General features: G+C 57.1%; 20 protein-coding genes. 16 read left to right on the top strand and 4 right to left on the bottom strand.

The features are described 5' to 3' along the window. Positions 1-76: 76 nt before the first annotated feature. The 15 genes from JRJ26_10655 (at position 77) to JRJ26_10585 (ending at position 18497) form a co-directional block, all read left to right on the top strand. The gene (locus JRJ26_10655) at positions 77-1435 is read left to right on the top strand and encodes a transposase (GenBank protein MBW2057943.1); all 1359 of its coding nucleotides are present in this window, start codon (positions 77-79) and stop codon (positions 1433-1435) included. A 322-nt stretch (positions 1436-1757) separates the two neighbouring features. Further along, a complete protein-coding gene (locus JRJ26_10650) occupies positions 1758-2396 on the top strand; it encodes a corrinoid protein (GenBank protein ID MBW2057942.1) in 639 nt (212 codons plus the stop codon). A 437-nt stretch (positions 2397-2833) separates the two neighbouring features. After that, positions 2834-3283: an Lrp/AsnC family transcriptional regulator gene (locus JRJ26_10645; GenBank protein MBW2057941.1), complete on the top strand. Its 450-nt coding sequence runs from the start codon at positions 2834-2836 to the stop codon at positions 3281-3283. Between the two features lie 107 nt (positions 3284-3390). After that, entirely contained in the window at positions 3391-4578 is a 1188-nt protein-coding gene (gene kbl, locus JRJ26_10640) for a glycine C-acetyltransferase (GenBank protein ID MBW2057940.1), read from the top strand. Beyond that, complete coding sequence (tdh, locus tag JRJ26_10635; protein ID MBW2057939.1) at positions 4575-5609, top strand: L-threonine 3-dehydrogenase; 1035 nt, start codon at positions 4575-4577, stop codon at positions 5607-5609. The genes kbl and tdh overlap by 4 nt, the downstream gene beginning before the upstream one ends. 88 nt (positions 5610-5697) lie before the next feature. Then, positions 5698-6816 (top strand): ATP-NAD kinase family protein, encoded by a 1119-nt coding sequence (locus JRJ26_10630; GenBank protein ID MBW2057938.1) that lies wholly within the window; start codon positions 5698-5700, stop codon positions 6814-6816. Between the two features lie 313 nt (positions 6817-7129). Then, on the top strand, positions 7130-8800 hold the full coding sequence (locus JRJ26_10625; protein ID MBW2057937.1) for a twin-arginine translocation signal domain-containing protein: 1671 nt from the start codon (positions 7130-7132) through the stop codon (positions 8798-8800). A 112-nt stretch (positions 8801-8912) separates the two neighbouring features. Then, positions 8913-9902, top strand: a complete 990-nt coding sequence (locus JRJ26_10620; GenBank protein ID MBW2057936.1) for an ABC transporter permease — start codon at positions 8913-8915, stop codon at positions 9900-9902. A gap of 12 nt (positions 9903-9914) precedes the next feature. Further along, positions 9915-10847 (top strand): ABC transporter permease, encoded by a 933-nt coding sequence (locus JRJ26_10615; protein ID MBW2057935.1) that lies wholly within the window; start codon positions 9915-9917, stop codon positions 10845-10847. A 13-nt stretch (positions 10848-10860) separates the two neighbouring features. Continuing rightward, a complete protein-coding gene (locus JRJ26_10610; protein MBW2057934.1) occupies positions 10861-11826 on the top strand; it encodes an ABC transporter ATP-binding protein in 966 nt (321 codons plus the stop codon). Positions 11827-11838: 12 nt separating this feature from the next. Further along, entirely contained in the window at positions 11839-12816 is a 978-nt protein-coding gene (locus JRJ26_10605; GenBank protein ID MBW2057933.1) for an ABC transporter ATP-binding protein, read from the top strand. A gap of 52 nt (positions 12817-12868) precedes the next feature. Continuing rightward, the gene (locus JRJ26_10600; GenBank protein MBW2057932.1) at positions 12869-14191 is read left to right on the top strand and encodes an ArgE/DapE family deacylase; all 1323 of its coding nucleotides are present in this window, start codon (positions 12869-12871) and stop codon (positions 14189-14191) included. A gap of 76 nt (positions 14192-14267) precedes the next feature. Then, positions 14268-15656: an aminomethyl-transferring glycine dehydrogenase subunit GcvPA gene (gene gcvPA, locus JRJ26_10595; protein ID MBW2057931.1), complete on the top strand. Its 1389-nt coding sequence runs from the start codon at positions 14268-14270 to the stop codon at positions 15654-15656. After that, complete coding sequence (gene gcvPB, locus JRJ26_10590) at positions 15653-17218, top strand: aminomethyl-transferring glycine dehydrogenase subunit GcvPB (GenBank protein MBW2057930.1); 1566 nt, start codon at positions 15653-15655, stop codon at positions 17216-17218. Before gcvPA ends, gcvPB begins: the two co-directional genes overlap by 4 nt. 181 nt (positions 17219-17399) lie before the next feature. Continuing rightward, a complete protein-coding gene (locus JRJ26_10585; GenBank protein MBW2057929.1) occupies positions 17400-18497 on the top strand; it encodes a hypothetical protein in 1098 nt (365 codons plus the stop codon). A gap of 70 nt (positions 18498-18567) precedes the next feature. Here the strand turns inward: JRJ26_10585 and JRJ26_10580 are convergent, their stop codons facing one another. The 4 genes from JRJ26_10580 to pyrF all read right to left on the bottom strand — a co-directional run bounded on the left by JRJ26_10580 (position 18568) and on the right by pyrF (position 21177). After that, positions 18568-19119 carry a hypothetical protein gene (locus JRJ26_10580; protein ID MBW2057928.1) on the bottom strand — a complete coding sequence of 184 codons (552 nt, stop codon included), beginning with the start codon at positions 19117-19119 and terminating at the stop codon, positions 18568-18570. A gap of 68 nt (positions 19120-19187) precedes the next feature. After that, the gene (locus tag JRJ26_10575) at positions 19188-19658 is read right to left on the bottom strand and encodes a hypothetical protein (GenBank protein ID MBW2057927.1); all 471 of its coding nucleotides are present in this window, start codon (positions 19656-19658) and stop codon (positions 19188-19190) included. Next, the gene (gene rlmB, locus JRJ26_10570; GenBank protein ID MBW2057926.1) at positions 19655-20461 is read right to left on the bottom strand and encodes a 23S rRNA (guanosine(2251)-2'-O)-methyltransferase RlmB; all 807 of its coding nucleotides are present in this window, start codon (positions 20459-20461) and stop codon (positions 19655-19657) included. Before rlmB ends, JRJ26_10575 begins: the two co-directional genes overlap by 4 nt. After that, positions 20458-21177, bottom strand: coding sequence for an orotidine-5'-phosphate decarboxylase (gene pyrF / locus JRJ26_10565; protein MBW2057925.1), 720 nt, complete (start codon positions 21175-21177; stop codon positions 20458-20460). The genes rlmB and pyrF overlap by 4 nt, the downstream gene beginning before the upstream one ends. A 151-nt stretch (positions 21178-21328) precedes the next feature. On the opposite strand from pyrF, the gene JRJ26_10560 reads away from it, so the two are divergent. Continuing rightward, the gene (locus JRJ26_10560) at positions 21329-21580 is read left to right on the top strand and encodes a hypothetical protein (GenBank protein ID MBW2057924.1); all 252 of its coding nucleotides are present in this window, start codon (positions 21329-21331) and stop codon (positions 21578-21580) included. Positions 21581-21601 lie beyond the last annotated feature (21 nt).

Below are 21601 nucleotides of genomic sequence, written 5' to 3'. Positions count from 1 at the left end.
ATAAATGTGGCGATCTCCGTTCTGTTTTGGTACCATGGGGTTAGCAACAAACAAAACCCGAAACGGAGGGCGCCACATGGCTATTATACCACAGGGTCGGTTATTTTCGTGGAAACAAATTGAAGCTCGCTCGGATTTGGATCGGTTACGGATGGTATTGGCGGTGATACCGGATGAGGGGTTGATGCGCAGGCTTGAGGGGTTACGTGGTAAGGGGAGGGATGACTATCCGGTTCGAGCGGTATGGAACTCTCTGTTGGCGGGGGTGGTATATGAGCATGGGTCTGTGGCTTCGTTGCGTCGGGAGCTGTTGCGAAATGGGGAGCTTCGGGAGCTATGTGGTTTTGACTCTCACAAGGGGGCTCGTGCTGTTCCATCAGAGAGTGCCTACACGAGGTTTATAAGGAATCTATTTCGGTGTATTGGTGAGATTGAGGCTATGTTTGATGAGCTTGTTGATGGGTTGGGGGAGGTTCTTGCGGAGTTGGGGAGGCATTTGGCCATTGACAGTAAGGCCATTCGATCTGCGGGCAGGCCTTCGGGCAAGGCGCCAGATGGCAGGCGGGATGGGGATGGGGATTGGGGGATAAAGGCTTACCAGGGCAACCGTACCGATGGCACTGTATGGGAGCGGATCAAGCGTTGGTTTGGCTACAAGGTTCATCTCATTGTAGACACTGTCTATGAGATACCTCTGGGCTATGAGGTGAGTCGGGCATCGGTCTCAGACACCACGCGTTTAGTACCTATGGTGGAACGACTCAAGCAGAGCCACGGGTGGCTATTGGATCGGGCTGAGGATCTCTCGGCGGACAAGGGGTATGACTCCGAGCGGAACAACCGCGAGCTCTATGACACCTATGGGATCAAGCCCGTGATTGACATTCGCCATGACTGGAAGGACGGTGAGCAGACTCGTCCTCTATATGCTGATCGTGACACCAGGTATGTGACCGACCAGGACGGATCGATCTTCTGTGTGCGTCGATCGGTTATGGATGCTCGGGTTACCGAGACGGTACCCATGGTCTTTTATGGGTTTGAAAAGGACCGAGGGACTCTCAAGTACCGGTGTCCAACTGCCCTGTATGGATGTGAATGTGCGGAGGGGGATGGGTGTTTGCAGACTGAATATGGGCCTATTGTGCGTGTGCCTCTGGGATTGGATCGTCGGAGGTTTGTGCCTGTGCCCCGGGCAACATACAAGTGGAGGAGGCTCTATGGGAGGCGGACGGCGGTTGAGCGGGTCAACAGTCGTCTTGATGTCTCTTTTGGGTTTGAGCGTCACTATATCCGGGGGATGAACAAGATGAGGGTTCGGATGGGCATGGCACTTGTGGTGATGCTCTCGATGGCCCTTGGCAGTATAGAGGTTGGCCGGCTCGACCGGATGCGGTCGTTGGTCTGGAGCACGAGGCTACGCCGGGCGGCCTAGGGGTTGAGAAGCTTCTGGCTCGTGAGACAACCGGGGCAGAGGTGCGTCCGAATCGGGGAAAGACGGCAATGGTTATGGCTGTTTAGGGTTGATCAGGCCATTTCCCATAAGATGATTCCCCGATACAGCCCATTCTTGGGACCAAAACCAATCCCCGAAGGTTACAGCGCAAATAGCTCTTACGGTTTTTCCCCTTGAAATATTGATGACCTTGGTGTACTATACCGTCCATTGCTGGTTTGGTGAGAGGAATTGGGTTTTTCAAAAGGGAGGGCGATCCGAAGAGGGCGTGGATAAACCTAGGCAAAAAGGAGGAAAGGGTATGTCGGAACTCTATGGGAAAATTTCGGAGGTACTGATCGCGGGCAATATCGAGGAGGTCAAAAAGCTCACCCAGCAGGCCTTGGACGAGGGTTCTGAGGCCCATGAAATCCTTTCGCAGGGGCTTCTGCCTGGCATGGACATAGTGGGTCAGCGTTTCAAGGCTGCTGAGATGTTCATACCGGAGGTCCTGCGTTCGGCCAAGACGATGCACGCTGCCATGGAGATACTGAGGCCTCTCCTATCCGAGAGTGATGCGGCGGGAGCAGGGACTGTTATTATGGGTACGGTGGAAGGAGACCTGCACGATATAGGGAAGAACCTGGTAGGGATGATGCTTGAGGGCGCGGGCTTCAAGGTAGTGGATTTGGGAGCGGATGTAAAGCCCCAGTCTTTTGTGGAAGCAGCCAAGGAGCACAAGCCCAACATCCTGGGAATGTCGGCTCTGCTGACGACGACCATGCCGAAGATGGGCGAGACGATCAATGCTCTGAAGGAGGCGGGCATTCGGGATCAGATCAAGGTCATGGCAGGAGGAGCTCCTGTGACGCAGGATTTTGTCGAAGAGATCGGGGCCGATGCTTACGGCTCCAACGCGACGGCTGCGGTGGAAAAGGCAAAGGAGCTGGTGGGCAAATAGGTCCATCCCGGTTCTTGAGACAGGATTCCCGAGGTGCAGACCTTTCCCGGGCACGTAGGTGCGATCTCTGAACGGAGGCAAGGTTGGTCCGAGGGTAGGTGCTGGCCTTGTAGGTTTGGATCCGAGATACAGGGGAGGAGTAAAGGAGCGAGAGGACGGTCGAGCCCTTTTTCAGAGGGCATGCCTCTGTCGCTGGTTCCGGGGGAGACTCGAGTAGGATGAACCAGGGAAAGGTCCTGTGGCCCGTTTTTTTCTTTTGAGGAAAAAGGCGGGCCTTTTTTGTCCCTATGAATATTTTCTATTGACCTTTTTGTTGCGAAGCGTTAATAGTGACTCGGGACTTTTCCTTGATCCGTAGCCTTGGCGCCGCGGGGTGATCGAAGATGCAAGGGTTCTCCCCGAAAAGAGGTGCTGCCTCGATTGTGCACAGGGGTTCCATGCTCGGCGAACTCGACAAGAGGATCATCCTGGAACTCCAGAAGGACGGGAGGACGTCTTTCAAGACCATAGCGAGAAGGCTCGAGGTCTCAGACGGGACCGTCCGCTCGCGGGTGGGGAGAATGATCCGCCATAAGGTCCTCCGAATAGCGGCCTCTATCAACCCCTTTGTCTTTGAGAACGGGATCGCCGCCCTAGTGGGGATGCAACTAGAGAAGAGGACCCACAAGGAGACCATGGCAAGGATCTCCCGGCTTCACGGGGTTACATCGGTGTGCAATGTTACGGGGAGGTACGATCTTCTCGTCCGGGTTTTCTTTGAATCCCGGCAGGAATTGAGAAGATTTCTCGTGGATGAGCTCTCCAGAATCGGTGGGATCAATACGACCGAGACCTTTGTGTACCTGGACGCCATCAACGAATGGACTCGACTCGCCGATGGGGAGTAAAATGCTTCTGGGTCCTATGTGGGCGTGTCGGTTTCGGGACGCGGGCCGGGTGCCCGGGGGACTTTGATGACGCGAAGGCGTCGGAAATCGATGGAAAGGAGGAAAACATGGATCGGACATTGAGGGGGATCTTGGAAAAGGAGATGGGAGAGGTTCGATCCGCGGGCCTTTACAAAGAAGAGAGAGTCATTCTAACCCCCCAGGGATCTCGGATCAAGGTTCCCGAAGGGGAGGTGATCAACCTCTGTGCCAACAACTATCTCGGGCTGTCGTCCTACAAGGAGGTTGTGGAAGCTGCGCGGAAGGGGCTGGAAGAGCGTGGCTTCGGTATGTCCTCGGTTCGCTTCATCTGTGGAACCCAGGACATCCACAAGGATCTGGAGAAGAAGATCACCGAGTTTCTCGGTACAGAAGACACCATCCTCTATTCCTCCTGTTTCGATGCGAACGGCGGCCTCTTCGAGGCCCTTCTGGGGGAGGAGGACGTGGTTATCAGCGATGCCCTCAACCATGCGAGTATCATCGACGGAATCCGGCTGTGCAAGGCGAGCCGGAAGAGATACGCCCATGCCGACATGGCCGATTTAGAGAAACAGCTGAAGGAGTCATCGGGCTCCCGGGTGAGAATGATCGCCACAGACGGAGTCTTCAGCATGGATGGGGATTTCGCACCCTTGGACAAGATCTGTGAACTGGCGGAGGCCTATGATGCGGTCGTGATGGTGGACGACTCCCATGCCACCGGTTTTGTCGGAAAAAGCGGGCGCGGTACACCAGAGTACTTCGGTGTGGGGGATAAGGTGGACATCATCACCTCTACCCTGGGCAAGGCCCTGGGCGGGGCGACCGGGGGGTTCACCACCGGCAGGGCCTTCATCGTCGAATACCTCAGGCAGCGTTCCAGGCCGTATCTCTTTTCCAACTCGGTGGCGCCTCCCATCGTTTATGCCTCTCTCTGTGCGATCGATCTGATCAGCCGGAGCGACGAGCTGCGGAAGACACTGGAAGAGAACACGCGCTATTTCCGCAGTGAGATGCGGGCCAAGGGGTTCGACATCACAGACAGCCCCCATCCGATCGTCCCGATTATGCTGGGGGATGCCAAGCTGGCCCAGGATATGGCCCGTGATCTGCTGGGAGAGGGAATCTACGTGATCGGGTTCAGCTACCCCGTGGTCCCCAAGGGAAAGGCGAGAATACGGGTCCAGGTTTCGGCAGCCCATACCAGGGAGGAACTGGACAGGGCGATCGAAGCGTTTACCCGTGTGGGAAGACGATATGAGGTGATAAAGTGAAGGCCATAGTGAAGGCGAGACCAGAGCCAGGAGGGCTGGAGTTTCGAGACGTGCCGGTCCCGGAGCCCGGCTTCGGCGAGGTGCTTCTTAAGAACAGGGCTGTAGCGATCTGCGGCACGGATCTCCACATCTACAACTGGGACGCCTGGTCCCAGAAGAGGGTGAAGATTCCGACTATCCTGGGCCATGAGTTTGCGGCCGACGTGGTCGGAGTCGGGCAGGGGGTCAAACACGTCAAAGAAGGCCAGTATGTTTCAGGCGAAGGCCATCTCGTCTGCGGCTTCTGCGACAACTGCCGGACCGGCAAGGGCCATGTCTGCTACAACTGGAAGGGGCTGGGTTACGACGTGGACGGGGCGTTTCGCGAGTACTTCGTGATGCCCGAGGTGAACATCTGGGAGAACGATCCTGAGACGCCGGCAGCCTCTGCGGCTATCCAGGATCCTCTGGGCAATGCCGTCCACACGGTCTTTTGTGCCGACTGTGTGGGAAAGACGGTAGCTGTCTATGGCCTGGGGGCGGTGGGGCTCTTGGCCGTGGCGACCCTCAAGGCCATCGGGGCTGCCGAGATCTTCGCCTTCGGGCGGCGGAACGAGTACCGCCTGGACCTGGCCCGGAAGTTAGGAGCCCACCACGTGATAAAGACGGCGGAGACCGATCCGGTGGACTATATCAAGTCGCACACAGGGGGTGTCGGGGTGGACGTGGCGATGGAGATCGCGGGTACGACGGACGCGATCCTGGCAGCCATCCGATCGGTCAAGATGGGTGGAGACGTGGTCTTGCTGGGTATTCCAAACAAGGAGGTTCCTGTAGATTTTGCAGCCGACGTGGTCTTTCGTGCCGTATCGATCCACGGAATCACGGGCCGCCGGATCTGGGACACATGGTTCAAGATGAAGGGCCTTCTCAAGTCGGGCAGCCTCAACATAGGGCCTGTGATCACCCATCGATTCCCCTTTGACGAGTATGAGAGGGGATTCGAACTGATGAAGACCGGCAACTGTGGAAAAGTGGTGCTGGAGCTCTAACGCCTGCCGCCTCCAATAGGCCGGTGCCGGTGCTCTTGGACAGATGTCGTATTTGTTGCCGAGAACCCTCGGATCAGTCTCATATTCGATGAAAAAGGTCGGTGTTATAGTCAACCCAGTCGCTGGGATGGGCGGGAGAGTGGGCCTCAAGGGGAGCGATGGAATCGACACTCTGAGGAAGGCCAGAGAACTCGGCGCGGTGCCCGAATCCCCTCGGAGAGCGGTAGATGCCCTGAAGATTGTCTCCACGATCAAGAACCGGATCGAAGTGATTACCTATCCCCATGAGATGGGGGAAGATGAATCCCGCGAGTGTGGCTTTTGTCCTACCGTGATTGGATCCATAAGGAGTGGCGAGACGACCCCGGAGGATACTGAGACTGCGGCCCGTGAGATGGCGGGTGCGGGTGTGGATCTGATACTTTTTGCTGGAGGGGATGGGACGGCCAGAATCATCTACAATGCGGTTGGGGATAAAATAGCGGTCCTGGGTATACCAGCAGGGGTGAAGATACACTCCGCGGTCTATGCCGTCACCCCCCGGCATGCAGGAGAAGTGGCGGTCAGGTTCTTGCAAGGTGGGTTGCAACGGGTCCGCGAATCAGAGGTCATGGACGTGGATGAGGAGGCTTTCCGGGAAGATCAGATCAGCGCTAGGTTGTACGGTTACCTCAAGGTGCCTGAAGAGCGACGGTTTGTTCAACGTGCCAAATCCGGAGGCATCCACTGCGAGAGGGAGACTCTCCAGGGTATTGCGGCTGGTGTCATAGACGGCATGGAGGAGGACTGCTTCTATATCATCGGACCGGGTACGACGACCAGGGCGATCATGGAGGCTCTGGGAATCAGAAACACCCTGCTGGGTGTGGACGTCATACTGAACAAGCAATTGGTTGCCGGTGACGTGAGTGAGGGCAGACTGCTGGATCTGATCCAAGGGAAGAGGTCGAAGATCGTGGTGACGATCATAGGGGGACAGGGACATATCTTCGGGAGAGGCAATCAGCAGATAAGTTCCCGCGTGATCCGGGAGGTGGGAAAGGACAGGATCATCGTTATCGCTACCAAGGAGAAGATCGCCTCCCTGTATGGGAGGCCTTTACTCGTCGACACTGGTGATGAGGATCTGAACCGCATGCTCAGCGGCTACATGAGGGTGACGACTGGATTCGGCGAGTGTGTGATGTACAAGGTGGGATACGGTTGAGGCGGGTTCGGATAGAGAACGTTTGATGGGACCCTTGCTGTCATTGGGACGAAGAATCCGCAGAGGCGTTGAGTGTTGTTGCGATTTCAGAGGCCGAAGGCGAAGTGGAAGGCTGGATCTGCTACCGAAAGGGGGTGAGGCCAGTCCTGGATTTCTCTGTTGAACATCCTTCTGGATGGTGTGCTTTTGTTTTACCACTCTTAACTCCGGGACCGGTTCCCGGGAAAAGACCCAAGCCAAGCTGGATGGAGGTGATTTCGAGGATTGCCGGATTGGGTCGCCCGATCATTTCACACGCAGGGGGGGTGTAAAGATGGACAAGAGAGAAAGGAAAAAGAACTCCTTTGAGGAACAGACCTACGAGTTTGCCCGGCAATGGGCAAGGGGAATAGGCAGAAGGGAGTTTCTCAAGTACGCGGGTGTGAGTGCAGGAGCGGCAGCCTTGGGGCCCTATCTGTCTGCGGGCACCAGAGGGAGGGTTCCTGTGGCCGAAGCGGCGGGGACTCCAAAGAGGGGTGGTGTGATCAAGATCGGACGGATCTCCGATTCCGACACGCTCGATCCCCAAAAGACGACGTTGCTGGCCGCTCATGAGATAATGACCCAGATCTACGACCCGCTTATCTACCTCGATGCTGCAGGCAAGGTCTTCCCGGCTTTGGCCAAATCGTGGGAATTTTCCAACGATAACAAGACCGTTACGTTCAAACTGGAACAGGGTGTGAGGTTCCACGATGGAAGCCCCTTCAACGCCGCGGTCATGAAGTGGACGGTGGAGCGGCAGCTTGCCAAGGAGACTGCATCTCCGACAGCCTGGATGCTGGGTCCTATCGAATCGGTTCAGGTTATCGATGAGTACACGGTTGCATACAACTACAAGGAACCCTTTGTACCGCTTTGGGTCGGGCTCAGCTACTCCTACTGCGCTCCCATCAGCAAGACGGCCGTGGAGAAGCTCGGCGACGATTTCGGTCGCAATCCCGTGGGGACCGGGCCATTCAGATTCGTCTCCTGGGAGCCGGACAAGGGCATCACTCTAAAGAGGTACGAAGATCACAGAGTGGCCAGCCCATATTTCAGAAACAGAGGAGCCCCTTATCTGGACGGAGCCCAGTTTATCGTTATCCCTGAAGACGCGACCCGTCTATCTGCGCTTCGATCAGGTGACATCGATATGATTGCAGGGAGCGATGCCGTTCCGATCGACAAGATCCAGGCACTCCAGAGGACAAAGGGCATACAGGTCGAGACGGCTCCCCAAGTCGGCTTGGTCTACGCGTATATCAACACGACCTACGGTCCTCTTGGGGACAAGAGGGTAAGGAAGGCCATCAATTTTGCCGTGGACAAGCAGAAGATGATCAAGCTGGTCCTGGGGGGCAACGCCCAGCCGGCCTACAGCCCGGTGGCATCGGCCTACTCGTCGGTCTACTATGCCGATGTAAGGAAGATCGGGTACGACTATGATCTCCAAAAGGCAAAGGCCCTGATGAAGGAGGCCGGCCAGGAGGCGGGGTTCAAGATGGATTTCCTGCTGCTGGACGGCCCTATTTTCAGGCGAATCGGTGAGGTCGTGAAGGAGGATTTGAGCAAGATCAACATTGATGTGCGGCTCCAGTCGCTCCCGGTTGCGGAGCTGTTCGCCAAGGGGCCGGAAAAGGCCTCTGGGATGTATTTCTTCTGGTACACCTACAGCGATCCGGACATCGTCTATCAGATGCTGCACTCGGGCGAATCTATCTGCTGGTCGTTCCATGAGAACCCTGAACTGGACCGACTCATCGAGAAGCAGCGTGTGGAGTTCGATCCTGAAAAACGGAAGAGGATTTTCCATAGGATTCAGGAGATCGCCGTTGACGAGGCGTACTGGCTATACCTCTATGAGGGCAAGTACATCGGCGCAATGCGAGATTATGTGCATGGTGTGTGGTTCGATCCACTGGGCTTCATCCATCTCCAGGACATGTGGATGGACAAAGCGTAGATTCTAGGGTAGGGCAGTTCGGGCAATCTCACCCCGAACTGCCTGCCTGTCTGACAATAAGAGTGAAGAAGGCCCTTTCAGCTCTTCTCGAACGCGGAACTTTGAGAAGCGCATGATCGTTTTTCTCATCAGAAGGACGGTCCACTCCATCCTGGTCATAGTGGCCGTTCTGTTCATCGTGTCCATTCTGGTCAGAGTCATCCCGGGTGACCCGGTCGATGTGATCATGGCGGGCAATCCAGGGATTACCGAGGCCCAGAAGGACGAACTGCGCCGACAGCTCGGCCTCAAGGATCCCATCCTCGTTCAGTTCTTCAGATATGTGCAAGGGGCAGTCCGAGGCGACCTCGGCGTGTCGCTCCGCTACAGGACCTCCTCTGCGACCCTGGTGATGGAGAGGCTGCCGGCTACGATCGAGCTGACTCTCTTCTCCATGGCTATTGCGGTAATCATAGCCGTCCCCCTTGGAATCATAACGGCCTTGAGGCAGGACAGTGCCCTGGACTACGGCGGCACCGTCTTCGCCATCATCGGTGTGTCGACTCCGAATTTCCTGCTGGGTATTCTGCTCATTCTGGTCTTCTCCGTGGAGTTGGGTATTCTGCCGGCTTCAGGTCAGGCAGACCCGATCCTCACGGCTCTGGGCAAGCTCGTAACTGGCCGGGGCTCTGAGTCTCTCCTGAAAAGCCTGGAGCACCTGATTCTGCCGGGTATCGCCCTGGGCATGTCCGTAGCAGGGGCGAATGTGAGAATGATCAGATCTGCGATGCTTGACGTGATTCGTACCGACTATGTCCGGTTTGCCAAGGCAAAGGGACTGCCGGGAAGGATCGTCTTTGTCAAACATGCTTTCAGAAATGCGCTCATCCCGACGGTTACGATTCTTGGGATCCAGCTCGGGCAACTGCTGGGGGGCACCTTTGTGCTTGAGAATGTGTTTGCCTGGCCGGGGATAGGAAGGCTTGCGGTGCAGGCTATCTTTTGGAGAGACTATCCGCTCGTACAGACCGTTGTACTCGTCGCGGCCGCCATGTTTGTGATAATCAATTTTCTTGTCGACATCATCTATCACTACATCGACCCGCGCATCAGGTATGAATAAGAGAGGATAGCAATGGCTGACTCCAGGAAGGCGACTGGGATTGACCGTGACAGGGGGCCGCTATGGAGGCTGCCAAAGAGGCGTGTCTCATTCTCCCGCGATTACTTGGGAGAACTGAGAAGAAGCAAGAAGGGAATGACCGGGGCCGTCCTGCTGGCAGCGGCGGTAATGGTAGCGATCTTTGCGCCGTGGATCGCGCCGTACAGTCCGGCCGAGCAGTCTGTTGAAAGCCAGTTCGCTCCACCGGTATTCTTGTCGGGCGGAAGTTCGGCTCACATATTTGGCGCCGACAACCTCGGAAGAGACACGTTCAGTCGCACGGTGTACGGTACCAGGATCTCCCTGGGTGTGGGCTTTATCGTCATCGTCGCAGCGGTCTCTGTTGGAGCCGTGATAGGAGCTATCTCCGGCTACTTTGGAGGAGTCGTGGATAGTATCATCATGCGCATCGGCGACTTCCAACTCTCCTTTCCCATGATTCTGGTCGCCATCGTGGTCATGGCGATTCTCGGCCCGGGATTCTGGAGCATGGTGATCGCCCTGGTCATTGCCATTTGGGTGAACTACGCGCGCCTCGTGCGTGGTGAGACACTGAAACTGAGGGAACTTGAATACGTGCTGGCCGCCAAGGCCATTGGGGTCGGGAGTTTCAAGATCATACGGGGGCACATTCTTCCCAATGCCCTGCCGGCCATCATCGTGCTCGGCACCCTGGACATTGCGTGGGTGATCATTTTCGAGGCCGCACTGAGTTTTCTCGGCCTGGGAATCCAGCCTCCCACGCCGTCTTGGGGGGTCATGTTGAGTGAAGCCAGAAACTTCCTCTATGAAAGCCCCTGGATGACCATATTCCCCGGAGCCGCCCTTTTTGTAACATGCGTCGGGGTGAACCTCCTGGGCGACTGGCTCCGCGACACCTTTGATCCGAAATTGTTCAAGCTGTGAAGGAGAGCCGGACGTGAACGATGTGGTGCTGGACATTCAGGGGTTGAAGACGCAGTTTGTGACCAAGAAGGGCGTGGTGCGGGCCGTGGATGGGGTCGACCTGCAGGTGCGAAGGGGCGAGACTCTGGGGCTCGTGGGAGAGAGCGGTTGCGGCAAGACCGTGATAGGGCTTTCCATATTGGGGCTCATCGAGTATCCCGGACGGATCGTCGAGGGCAAGATACTGTTCAAAAACGAAGACCTGGTCACAAAGAGTACCTCCGAAATGCGGCGACTGCGGGGGGACAGGATCTCAATGATATTTCAGGACCCAACGGTTACGCTCAACCCTGTGCTTCGGATCGGCGACCAGGTGGCCGAAGTATTCCGTTTCCACCGCGGAATGGACAGGAAAGAGGCGGTCCAAAAGGCGGTTGAAGTACTCGGTCTTGCAGGGATCCCATCACCGGAGGAGCACATGGATCGCTACCCCTTCGAGTTCAGCGGAGGGATGCAGCAAAGAGTCATCATCGCGATCGCCGTGGCCCTCGATCCAGAGCTCTTGGTCGCTGATGAGCCGACGACGGCTCTCGACCTCACCATTCAGGCGCAGATAATCGACCTCATGAAGATGCTCAGGGAGGAGAAGAAGAGCTCGATCATCCTGATCACACACGACATGGGAGTTGTGGCAGAACTATGCGAAACCGTGGCTGTCATCTATGCCGGTAACATCGTAGAACAGGCGGATCTGGCTACGATTCTGCAAAGTCCCAAGCATCCCTATACAGTCGGACTGATTGAATCGATACCCAAGCTGGAGAAGCACGGTGCGGGAAGACTCAAACCAATACCCGGCGTTCTGGCAGAGCCGATAGCCCCCCCGCCGGGTTGCAAATTTCATCCAAGGTGCTCGCACGCCATGCCGGATTGCAGCCGCATTAGGCCGGCTATGCATGAGATATCGCCGGGTCACCGGGTCGCCTGTCACCTGCATTAGTAGGGACTCAAGATGGCAAGGGAGCTCTTGCAGATACGAGGTCTCAAGAAATACTTCCCCGTGGGCAGTGGTTTGTTGTCCGGCATGATCAGGAAGAGGCCGGTAGTCCACGCGGTCGATGGCGTGAGTTTCGACATACGCGAATCAGAGACCTTCGGTCTGGTAGGTGAGAGCGGTTGTGGGAAATCGACTACGGGAAAGCTCATCCTCAGGCTGATCGATCCGAGTGGCGGAAACATTCTCTTTGACGGCCGGGACATATCCGAGTTGTCAGGGCCGGCGCTACAGAGGATGCGGAGGAGGATCCAGATCGTCTTTCAGAATCCCTATGCATCGCTCGATCCCCGGTGGACGGTCGAAAGGATACTGGGAGAACCCTTGGAGACCCACGACATTGTTCCAAGGGGTGAGATGAAGGAGAAGATAGCCGATCTTCTCGAAGCAGTCGGGCTTGATGCAGACCACATGTACCGGTATCCTCATCAGTTCAGTGGAGGCCAGCGTCAGAGAATCGGCCTGGCCCGGGCATTGGCCGTGAATCCGGATCTTCTGGTGGCCGACGAGCCGGTATCGGCTCTCGACGTGTCCATACAGGCCCAGGTGCTCAACCTGATACAGGATCTGCGTGAGAATTTTCATCTGAGCATCCTCTTCATCTCCCACGATCTCAGCGTGGTGAAGTATATCAGCGACAGAGTGGGGGTCATGTATCTCGGAAAGCTGATCGAAGTGGCACCGGTGAACGAGCTGTTCGACCGGCCCATTCATCCCTACACGCAGGCCCTTCTGTCCGCGATCCCCGTTGCAGAGGTGGGAGAGAAAAAGGCGCGGATCGTCCTGAAGGGCGACGTGCCCAGTGCGATAAATCCGCCGGCCAACTGCCGGTTCCGGACCAGATGTCCGGCGGTGAGTCGCATTTGTGCCGAGGTCGAGCCAAAGCCTGTGGATGTCGGAAACGATCACATGGTGGCATGCCACCTGGCGTCCTGAAGGGGCAAAGACCCGGTTGTCAGGCCCGGGAATCTACAGGGAGCTAAGAAAAATGGAAAGGCAGAGAAGCACGGTGCTGAACAAGATCGATGAGATACGGGATGATGTGCTGGAGATTCTCAAGGAGATTATCCGTATACCGAGCATAACACCCAAGTACCCGGGAGTAAGAAGGGAGGAAGTTCTCGGCGGAGAGACGCTCTGCAATCAGACGCTTTCCCGGTTCTATGAGCAGATTGGGTGTAGGGTCGATTTATGGGAGGAGGAAAGGGATCGCGCGAATCTTGTGGGTGTCCTGGAAGGAGTGGGCGGAGGCAGGTCTCTCATATTCAACGGGCATATTGATATCGTGCCTCCGGGGCCACGGGAGGATTGGAAATGGAATGACCCCTATAGCGGGAGGGTGGAGGACGGCAGACTCTACGGCCGGGGGTCATGCGATATGAAGGGCGGAATCGTGGCTCAGTATGCGGCTGCCCGGGCCCTGGTTGAGTGCGGTATACGGTTGAGAGGGGATCTCATCTTGGAGAGCGTGGTGGGGGAAGAGACCATGGACCATGAGGCAGGGACGAGTGCCGCCGTCAGACGAGGTTACCGGGCAGACGGCGCCATAGTCTCTGAACCCACCTCCGGCTCGACCCGAGTCGCCGTTGCCCCTGCCAGTGCGGGGATGCTTTACATGACCGTAACTTGTCCAGGGGTCGCGGGACATCCGGGTGCCAGATTTCAGTTTGTCCGTGCTGGGGGGGCGGGCCCCTCGGCCGGCGTCAATGCCGTCGAAAAGGGGGTCTTGGTTCTAAAGGCTCTACAGGATCTGGAGAAACAGTGGGGCTTTTCCAAGAGGCATCCCCTCTTCCCACCTGGGTATTTCACCCTCCACCCCGGAGTGATCGTCGGGGGTCCGCCCGGTCCCCTTGTACCGTTCATAGTTTCGACATACTGCCGGACCGAGTATATCATCTGGTATCCTCCCCAGGAGCCCGTGGAGATGATAAAGGAAGAGGTAGCTGACTACATTGCCAAGGCTGCGGCTCTCGACCCTTGGTTGGCGGAGCACCCGCCTCGGATCGAATGGAAAAACCACTGGCCGCCCTATGAAATCGACGAGGATCACCCGATAGTGCGCACTTGTGCGGCTTGCCGCGATGAGGTCGCCAGGGGAACACCAGAATTTAGGGAGGGGCGCTCCATACAGGGATTTCTCGCGGTATGTGATGCCACGTTTCTCAACCAGGCTGGAATCCCCACGATTACGTGCGGCCCTGGTGCCTGTTCCATCGCCCACCAGTGCAATGAATCCCTGCCCATCGACGAATTGGTGTTTGCGGCTAAGACCTACGCGCTGGCGGCAATGGACTGGTGCGGAACGAGCTGAGGATCGATCCGGCCAGGTGGTGCCAGGCGGCTCGGGCCTGGCTTCTGCTGAGCCGGCGAAGATTAGGAGAGATGCCATGGAAAAGAAGGTGTATCCCTACATACCGAACTCCGCCCCGAAGGTGAGGACTGGGATGCTTAGAGAGATCGGCGTGAAGGACGTGGGGGAGCTTTACAGCGAGATTCCCCCAGGACTCAGGCTGGACGGGCGTCTGAAGATTCCGGAGCCCCTCCTTTCCGAATTCGATCTAAGGCGACACGTTGAATCTCTGCTGTTCAAGAACAAGACCTGCAAGGAATACATCAACTTCCTGGGTGGTGGCTGCTGGCAGCATTTCGTCCCGGCGGTTTGTGATGAGATCAATTCTAGAGGGGAATTCCTGACGGCTTATGCCGGCGGTACCTATTCAGATCACGGAAAGCACCAGGCGTGGTTCGAGTTCCAGAGCCTGCTGGCCGAGCTCATCGACATGGATGTCGTCGGGTTTCCCACATACGACTGGTCTACGGCTGCCACCAGCTCGGTGCTCATGGCGTGCAGGCTCACGAATCGTAAGGAGATTATTGTTCCACGGAATCTCCATCCAGAAAAGCTCTCCCAGATGAAGAACTTCTGCAAGGCGGCCGCCAGTGTCCGGCAAGTGGGGTATGACACTCGAACAGGCCAGATGGACCTGGAGGACTTGAGGGAAAAGGTTTCATCTGCGACTGCAGCGGTCTACTTCGAGAACCCCGGTTATCTGGGCGGCATTGAGAGTCACGGCAGGGAGATCTCACGGATCGCACATGCCAACGGGGCTCTTTCGGTCGTGGGAGTCGATCCCATATCCTTGGGCCTGCTGGCCCCGCCAAGCAAGTACGGGGCCGACATCGTCTGTGGAGACGTGCAACCCCTCGGAGTGCACATGTATTGCGGCGGCGGGCTCTGTGGTTTCATCGGAAGCAGGGACGACGAGAGATATATGGCCGAATACCCCACCCTGCTGGAAACCATCGGCCCTACCGAGCGTGAAGGAGAATGGGGGTTCGGCTGGGCGACCCTGGAGCGGACCTCGTATGTGAAGCGGGAGCTTTCTGAGGATTTTACTGGAACATCGACAGGCCTCTGGGCAATAACCGCTGCCGTCTATCTGGCCCTTCTGGGTCCTCAGGGCATGCGGGATGTGGGTGAGGCCATCATGCAAAAATCCCATTATGCCATGAAGCGGTTGGCCACCCTTGACGGGGTGAGAGCCCCTGTCTTTGAGTGCGCAACATTCAAGGAATTTGTCGTCAATTTTGACGACACGGGTAGGTCTGTAAAGGAGATCAACATGGCTCTGCTTGACGAGGGAATCTTTGGAGGCAAGGATCTGTCAGAGGACTTTCCTGAACTCAGCCAGAGTGCACTCTATTGCGTGACAGAGGTGATCTCTAAAGAGAACATCGACAGGCTGGTCACATCCCTGGGAGAGGTTCTGCGATGAAAAAAGGTAAGACACTGCTCAAGGAGAACTACCATGCGGCCCGGTGGCAGGAACCCCTTATCATGGAGATGGGAAGCCCGGGTGAGAGGGGGGTCTATCCGCCTCAGGTCGAGGAAGAGGTCAGGGAGGCTGTGGGTGATGTGCTTTCAACCATACCGGAAGGAATGCGGCGGGAGGGATTTCCCGGGCTTCCGGAAGTGGCCCAGCCTCACGTTCTCAGGCATTTCATACGGCTTTCCCAGGAGACAATGGGAACAGACGTCAATATCGATCTCGGCCTTGGCACGTGCACAATGAAATACAGCCCAAAAGTCAACGAAACCCTGGCCAGAATGGCTCAAATGGCCGACATCCATCCCCTCCAGCCCGATGTGACGATCCAGGGTATCCTTGAGATTGCCTATCGATTCGGCAAGATCCTGGGGGAGATCTGCGGGATGGATTCTTTCAGCTTTCAACCTGGGGGCGGCGCACCGGCCATATTCACCAATGCCTCTATCATCAGGGCGTACCATGAGTCCAAAGGGGAAGGGGACAAGAGGGACGAGATCGTTACAACTATCTTCTCACACCCTGCCAACGCCGCGGCCCCGGCAACAGCGGGGTATAGGCTGGTGACACTCTATCCCGATGAAGACGGTTATCCGGATCTCAGGGCTCTGCAGGCCGCAGTCTCAGAGCGGACAGCGGGTATGATGATAACGAACCCCGAGGACACCGGGATCTTCAACCCCAGAATCCGGGAGTACACCGATACGGTCCATGCCGTCGGCGGGCTGTGCGCCCTTGATCAGGCAAACGCCAATGGGATACTGGGCATTGCAAGGGCTCGGGATCTCGGCTTCGATCTCTGTCATTTCAACCTCCATAAGACCTTTTCCTCTCCTCACGGCTCTGAGGGACCGGGCTGTGGTGCCGTGGGCGTGAGGAAGGAGCTTGCCCGCTTTCTACCCGTGCCTGTGGTAGATTTTGACGGCAGCAGATACTACCTGAACTATGACCTTCCTCACAGTATCGGTAAGGTCAGGGCTTTTCTGGGAAATCTCCAGGTGGTTTTGAGGGCCTATGCCTGGGTCATGGCCTTGGGACCGGACGGCATAAGGACAGCTGCTGAAACCGCCGTGTTAAACAACAACTACCTCGCCAGGAAGCTGAGCCGGATTCGTGGAGTCTCCGTCCCTTACGCCAAGGGCAAGTTCCGGCTCCAGGAGGTGAGGTACAGCTGGGAGACGCTCAAGGAAGAGACAGGGATCGGCACGGAGGATGTGAACCGGCGGATCGTCGATTTTGGAGTGAACAACTACTTCACCAGCCACGAACCGTGGGTGGTGCCGGAACCTTTCACGCTGGAACCGACGGATTCATACTCCAGGAAGGATCTCGACGAATACGCCGAGATAGTCGGGCGGGTCTCTGATGAGGCGTATGGGAATCCGGATGTCGTCCGGTCCGCGCCTCACCGGACCTCGATAGCCAAGATGGATGAGAGCATCCTGCACGATCCCGGCAGAGTCGTCGTGACGTGGAGGGCATGGCTTAAGCGGAAGGCCGGAACCCGCTGAGCCTGGCAGGGGTACCTGATTGGAACTGGTCTTTTCTGTGCTCTGCCTGAAACTCGGGTGAGAGATTACCGCAAGGCGTCGCGAGCCCGGATTCTGGTTCGGCCCTTCGAAATGGGTCTGCAAGCACGACGAGCCGAGCCGCTCGAGTCCCGGTCTGCATTTTCAGAGGGAACAGAGGGAGATGAAGATAACCAGAATTACGACACGACGAGTCAGTATACCCTTCAGGAAACCCTTTGTTGTATGGAGGGGAGTTGTGGAAACGAAGGACCACGTCATCGTCCTTGTGGAGACAGACGAGGGGATCACGGGTATTGGGGAGGCTTCACCGTTCCTCTACTATGCCCCTGAGACGCAGGATGACGTGATCTCAATGATTCACAACTCTATAGGGCCGCTGCTCCGGGGCTTGGATCCCTTTGAGATGGAAAGGATCGACGATCTCCTCCAAAAGACGATCGACGGGCATTACTTCTCAAAGGCCGCCGTGGAGATGGCTTTGTGGGACATACTTGGTAAGAGGTTAGGGGTGCCTCTCTACATGTTGCTGGGAGGAAAGTTCCGCGAGGCTGTGCCGGTCGTGGCTATTTTGCAGAGTGGGGAGCCTGACCAGATGGCCCGGGAAGCGGAGGAGTGGGTCTCAAAGGGCTTCGGGCAACTCAAGGTGAAGATAGGGTTTGGCTGTGAAAAGGACGTCGCGAAGGTGGCGGCAGTACGGAAAGCGGTGGGAGACAGGATAAGTATCAGGGTCGATGCGGAGGAAAGCTATGACCTCAAGAGCGCATTGGCTGTGGCTCGCCGCTTGAGAGAACTTGACATCGAGCTGCTGTCCCAACCCATCCCGCGTCATAACTATCATGATATGGCCTTGCTCCGTGAATCCATCGACATACCGTTGGTAGTAGACGAAAGCATCGTAACCCCCGAGGACGTGCTCCTGGCGGCAAGGCTCGGAACCGGAGATATCGTAAACATCAAGGTCGTCAAGTCCGGCGGAATCCTCCGTTCAAAACGGATGGCAGCCATCGCAAGAGCGGCAGGCAAGGATTGCTTTGTGGGCAGCATGCTGGAGATGGGGCCGGGCACGATATTCGCAGGGCACCTTGCCATCTCTACGGCGAATGTAACCTACGCGAGTGAGATCATCGGACCTCTGCTGCTGGCAGACGACATACTCGCCGAGCCGGTCGTGGTCAAGAACGGAGCACTCCATCTACCGGATTTGCCGGGGTTGGGAATCGAGCTTGACAGTTCAAAGATGAAGAGGTTTTCCGGCTGATTCCCCCGTGCTCTTCTAGCGGCAGCCCTCCCATGGTCGTTCGACTTCCCTACGATACGCCGTGATCGGACTAAAACTCTCTGGGCTTGGCCAGGATCTCTCGAATCTTGATATCGAAGAACCTGTTAGAGGAGTCGGCCCCTATGATGACGGCGGTGTCGGCACCCCTGCTGGTTCCGGCTACGGCAACCACATCCGCGAAGGGAATCAGGCCGGCATCGGCTGCCATGGCGACTATCTCGACGCAGACCTTCATACCCTGGCCCAGCATCCTGAGTACATTGGCGATAAGATCCTGTTGCGAATAGCCCTGTTTTTCGCGGATCGCGGTTCCGGTGTTTCTGAGCACCATGGTGGCGGTGAGGACCCTACCTCCCAGGCCTACTATCCGGCGAGCCTTATCGGCGTCGAACTCGTCCTTTCCCGGTTCTTTGAATCCAACATTGTGGCTGACAACCACGAGGCTCACACCCGTTCCCTCGAGCATCTCCGCCATCTTCAGGCCGGTGTCACCACACGTTGAAGCCACGACTATGTGATTGATCTTCCTCTTGAGAGCCTCTTCCTTGGCGATCTGAAGGGTCGCCTCGGTATTCTCTGTCCCCGCTTTGTCGAAATACATGGCCTTCTCTCCCCCGTATCATCGATCGATCTTGAAGGCTGTGCCTCGGGCCCTCTCCCGGTCCCTCCCTATCTGCGCAACGTCGCATGCCGTCTCAGGGGTTTTAAGAGAAAATCGAGGGCGTCGAGAATACCGGGGAAGACCACGTCGGAGTTTTGCACGGTCTCTGAACTCGTCCCCTCGCGGCTCAGCACGCAGATCCCGAGGCAAGCCTCGCGGACCATGAAGCGGTCGTTGTATCCGTTCCCAACGGCCACGGTCCTTTCTGGCCCGATTTTTCTGATGAATTCGGCCTTTGCCTTCCCGGTATCCTCCCCTTCGATCAATACGATCTCTGCCCTTACCTTTCGCAGGACCTCCCTGGAGTTTCCCCTGGTATCCGCCGTCATCACATAAACGGTCGTTTTCTTGGCGAGGAGATTGAGTTTGTCCTTGGTCTTCGGGTGAATCCGTCCATCCACTGTGAGGGTGCCGTTGAGATCGAAGACGATCTGGTCGATCTCCCGTGTATCCCGACCCGGGGCGTCTATCTCTATCATTTGGAGCCTCCCCTCTCCCCGGGCTCATGGGGTGGAGTTCCGAGACTCCTCTGCCGGATGATCTCGTAGAGGACAATTCCGGCCGCCACGGATGCGTTGAGAGAGGATATCTCTCCCGCCATGGGGATGGAGACGGCAAGGTCGCAGGCATCCGATACCCTACGCCGTATCCCCCGGGCTTCGCTTCCTATAACCACTGCCAGATCCATTGTCATGTCCTCTCCGAAGATCGGCTTCCCTGCCTCGCCGCTCGTACCCACGATCCAGATTCCCTCCTGCTTCAACCTCTCCAGGGTGGATGCGATGTTGGTGACCCGGGCGATGGGGGTAAAGGCCGTGGCCCCGGCAGAGGCTTTCACCACGGCAGGTGTGATGCCCGCGGCTCCCTTCTTCGGGATGACGACTCCATGGGCCCCGAGGACATTGGCAGTCCGGATCAAGGCCCCGAGATTCTGTGGGTCCTGAATGGAGTCGAGCACGAGGATGAGTGCCCTCACGCCGCTTCTCCTCCACCGGGAAAGGAGTTCTTCCATGGACGCGTAATCACGGCCTTCGATCACGCCTATGACGCCCTGGTGAGCCCCGGTCTTCGCAAGGGTGGTGAGATCCCTCCTTTCCACATATCGGACGGCGACACGCTTTTGCCCGGCCAGGTCGATGATCTTCTCAGGCTGGCCTTTGCGGCTCCTGGCGATCAGGATTTCCCGTACCCTTGTCTCCGGGGCCTTGAGGGATTCGATCACGGGATGAATGCCGTAGATGAACTGCTTCATGCCGGTCCGGGGGGTTGGCCCTCCTGTCACACCCCTTCCATCTCCTCGACGATCCGTTCCACTGCTTCTACAGGGTCCCTTGCAAGGCGAATGGGCCGGCCGATGACCAGGTAGTCTGCCCCTGCCTGGAGAGCCTCTCCCGGAGTCATGACCCGTCTCTGATCGTGCTTTGCCGTTTCGGCAGGCCTGACCCCGGGTGTCACGAGAATGAAGTCCCTGCCGCACGCCCTGCGGATCAAGGCGATCTCACGGGGAGAGGCGACCACGCCGTCCAGTCCAGCCTCTTGGGCAAGGCGGGCGAGTCTCTCGACCTCTTCTTCGACGGAGGTGTCGATTCCCACGAGCTTCAAGGCGTCGGAATCGAGGCTCGTCAGGACCGTCACAGCCAGGACGGCGGGCTTCTCCATGCCGGTTTCCCCTGCCGCGGAACGGGCCCCTTCGGCGGCGGCCGCCATCATCTCGGGGCCGCCCATGGCATGCACATTGAACATGGCCACATTAAGCCTGGTGGCTTCCCGGCTGGCTCCACCCACCGTGTTGGGAATGTCATGGAACTTCAGATCCAGGAAGGTTCGCTGTCCCATCTCTCCGATCATTTCCACCACCCTGGGCCCGGCATGGGTGAAAAGCTCTTTGCCCACCTTGAAAAGTCCGACCCGGTCTCTGAGGATGCGTAGATACCGCTCTGCCTCGTAAAGATCAGGTACATCCAGGGCGAAGATGAGCCGATTCCGTGCCTGTTTCATGACCGTTTCTTCCCAGGTGTGATGAGAGACCGGCGGGCAAAAGGCTCTCCTGCCGGTGATTGTTCTTATAATGGATCAGAGGTGATTAGTCAATTCTTTTGTCGCGGGATATAATAGTTTCAGAATCGCCGATGATCGCCGGGGAGGGAAGATGGTGAGAGAGGATGAGATCGCCGAGGAGAACCGGCGGATCCGCCGCCTCAGGTTTCTCGTGGATTTCTGGCTGCAATTTATCATGCAGGCCGATCTCTCCCTGGACGAAGCCCTGAGGATTGTTGAGCACGTCAAGGACCATGCGTGCTTTCTCTTTCCCGGAAAGGGAGAGACCTTCGAGTTGATCTACAGGCCGAGGTTCATGAGGATCATCGAGGAGAGGTTCGGGCCCCTCCGCGGAGGGGAATAGTCCTGATCGACCGGTATTGCC

Source organism: Deltaproteobacteria bacterium (assembly GCA_019308905.1).
GTDB lineage: Bacteria > Desulfobacterota > BSN033 > WVXP01 > WVXP01 > JAFDHF01.
The sequence above is the reverse complement of the archived record's forward strand: the minus strand, read 5'-3'. Positions and strand labels throughout refer to the sequence as shown.